Below are 1,048 nucleotides of genomic sequence, written 5' to 3' on the forward strand. Positions count from 1 at the left end.
CTGCTGGAGGAGCTGAACCGGACGGCGGCGCCGTATCCTGCGGAGCGGTGCATCCACGAGCTGTTCGAGGCGCAGGTGCACAAGGCGCCGGATGCGGTGGCGGTGGTCTGCAAAGATGAGCGGCTGATCTACGGCGAGCTCAATGCGCGGGCCAACCGCCTGGCGCATCACCTGATCGCCCTCGGGGTCAAACCTGGGGATCGCATTGCCACAGTGCTGGACCGCTCCGTCGCTCTTCTGGTGGCGCAGCTGGCAATTCTGAAGGCCGGCGGCGTGTATGTACCGATCGATCGCGCCCTCCCGCCGGCACGACAAGAATTGCTGAGGGCCGATTGTGCTGCACGCTTGGTGCTTTGCGCTGATGATCTGGTTGAGGCGACGATACCTGTTCGTACTATTGGGCCGCTCATAGCTGGAACGGGATGTAGTTCCGATCCTGGGCTGGCGTTGAGCGCTGAAACTGCCGCTTACGTCATGTACACCTCTGGCTCAACTGGCCTTCCCAAAGGAGTTGTTGTTCCTCATCGTGCCGTCAACCGGCTCGTGATCAACAGTGGGTATGTGAAGATCGATGCAGGAGATCGGGTGGCATGGGCTGGCAATCCCGCCTTCGACGCAAGCACGTTCGAAGTATGGGCACCGCTGCTTAACGGTGGTTGCATTGTTGCCATGCATGCCGCCACCGTCAGGGATACTCTTAGTTTTGCCCGCGCGCTTGAACAGCACCGGGTGACGACACTGTTTCTAACAACAGCATTATTCAACCAACATACATCAACGATTGCTCCGACGTTGGCGCAACTGAAGCACCTCCTCTGTGGGGGTGAGTGCGGTGATCTTGCCTCGTTTCTGAGATTGTTAAAGGAAAAGGGCCCCGTACGTCTCATTAACTGCTACGGGCCCACCGAGACGACGACATTCGCGACGATCTGGACTTGCCCGGCTGATTTTAATGGGTCATTGGTCCCGATCGGGCGCCCAATCGCCAACACGCGTGTGTACTTGCTGGATGGCCATGGCGCGCCCGTGCCGTTCGGCGCGGTGGGTG

The 1,048-nt window shown here is 59.6% G+C and carries 1 protein-coding gene; it reads left to right on the plus strand.

All coding sequences use genetic code 11. The features are described from left to right. Nucleotides 1-1,048: AMP-binding protein (locus tag I6F20_RS37550; protein ID WP_225131591.1), on the plus strand; the 1,048-nt coding region annotated here is incomplete at both ends.

The sequence above is a fragment of the Bradyrhizobium sp. IC3123 genome (genome assembly GCF_020193625.1).
Lineage (GTDB): Bacteria > Pseudomonadota > Alphaproteobacteria > Rhizobiales > Xanthobacteraceae > Bradyrhizobium > Bradyrhizobium yuanmingense.